The sequence below is a fragment of the Ursidibacter arcticus genome, assembly GCF_009761375.1.
GTDB classification, from domain to species: domain Bacteria; phylum Pseudomonadota; class Gammaproteobacteria; order Enterobacterales; family Pasteurellaceae; genus Ursidibacter; species Ursidibacter arcticus.
The window spans coordinates 1-1,692 of record NZ_LEKM01000187.1 but is presented as its reverse complement, the minus strand read 5'-3'; the positions used below and the strand labels follow the sequence as shown (position 1 = coordinate 1,692).

1 rRNA gene is annotated in these 1,692 nt (G+C 50.2%); it reads right to left on the bottom strand.

Annotated features, from left to right (window positions below):
• Positions 1-23: 23 nt before the first annotated feature.
• Positions 24-1,692 (bottom strand): 23S ribosomal RNA (locus tag A1D25_RS08395); the annotation flags it as partial.

The window sequence follows — 1,692 nt, the reverse complement described above, 5'->3', positions numbered from 1 at the left end:
CAACCCAAAACACTTTAGGTTGTATAGTTAAGCCTCTCGGGCAATTAGTATCTGTTAGCTCAACGTATCACTACGCTTACACACCAGACCTATCTACGTCGTAGTCTCCAACAACCCTTACAGTCTTATAGACTGGGATGACTCATCTCAAGGCAAGTTTCGTGCTTAGATGCTTTCAGCACTTATCTCTTCCGCATTTAGCTACCCAGCAGTGCCTCTGGCGAGACAACTGGAACACCAGTGATGCGTCCACTCCGGTCCTCTCGTACTAGGAGCAGCCCCTTTCAATCATCCAACGCCCACGGCAGATAGGGACCGAACTGTCTCACGACGTTCTAAACCCAGCTCGCGTACCACTTTAAATGGCGAACAGCCATACCCTTGGGACCTACTTCAGCCCCAGGATGTGATGAGCCGACATCGAGGTGCCAAACACCGCCGTCGATATGAACTCTTGGGCGGTATCAGCCTGTTATCCCCGGAGTACCTTTTATCCGTTGAGCGATGGCCCTTCCATTCAGAACCACCGGATCACTATGACCTGCTTTCGCACCTGCTCGACTTGTTGGTCTCGCAGTTAAGCTTGCTTCTACCATTGCACTAACCTCACGATGTCCGACCGTGATTAGCAAACCTTCGTGCTCCTCCGTTACTCTTTGGGAGGAGACCGCCCCAGTCAAACTACCCACCAGACACTGTCCGAGACCGCGTTTCGCAATCTTCGTTAGAACATCAAACGTTAAAGGGTGGTATTTCAAGGACGACTCCACAATGACTGGCGTCACTGTTTCATAGTCTCCCACCTATCCTACACATCAAAATTCAATGTTCAGTGTCAAGCTATAGTAAAGGTTCACGGGGTCTTTCCGTCTAGCCGCGGGTACACCGCATCTTCACGGCGATTTCAATTTCACTGAGTCTCGGGTGGAGACAGCCTGGCCATCATTATGCCATTCGTGCAGGTCGGAACTTACCCGACAAGGAATTTCGCTACCTTAGGACCGTTATAGTTACGGCCGCCGTTTACTGGGGCTTCGATCAGGAGCTTCTCTTTCGATAACACCATCAATTAACCTTCCAGCACCGGGCAGGCATCACACCCTATACGTCCACTTTCGTGTTTGCAGAGTGCTGTGTTTTTAATAAACAGTTGCAGCCAGCTGGTATCTTCGACCGGTTCGACCTTCATCCGCGAGGGATTACAATCTACGCCGGCGCACCTTCTCCCGAAGTTACGGTGCTATTTTGCCTAGTTCCTTCACCCGAGTTCTCTCAAGCGCCTGAGTATTCTCTACCTGACCACCTGTGTCGGTTTATAGTACGGTTTAGATAAACCTGAAGCTTAGTGGCTTTTCCTGGAAGCGTGGTATTGGTGACTTCATCTCCGTAGAGACTCGTCATCACTTCTCGGTGTTAAGAAGACCCGGATTTGCCTAAGTCTTCCACCTACTAGTTTAAACAATCATATCCAACAGATTGCTCACCTAACCTTCTCCGTCCCCACATCGCAGTTTATCCAAGTACGGGAATATTAACCCGTTTCCCATCGACTACGCTTTTCAGCCTCGCCTTAGGGGCCGACTCACCCTGCCCCGATTAACGTTGGACAGGAACCCTTGGTCTTCCGGCGAACGAGTTTTTCACTCGTTTTGTCGTTACTTATGTCAGCATTCGCACTCGTGATACGTCCAG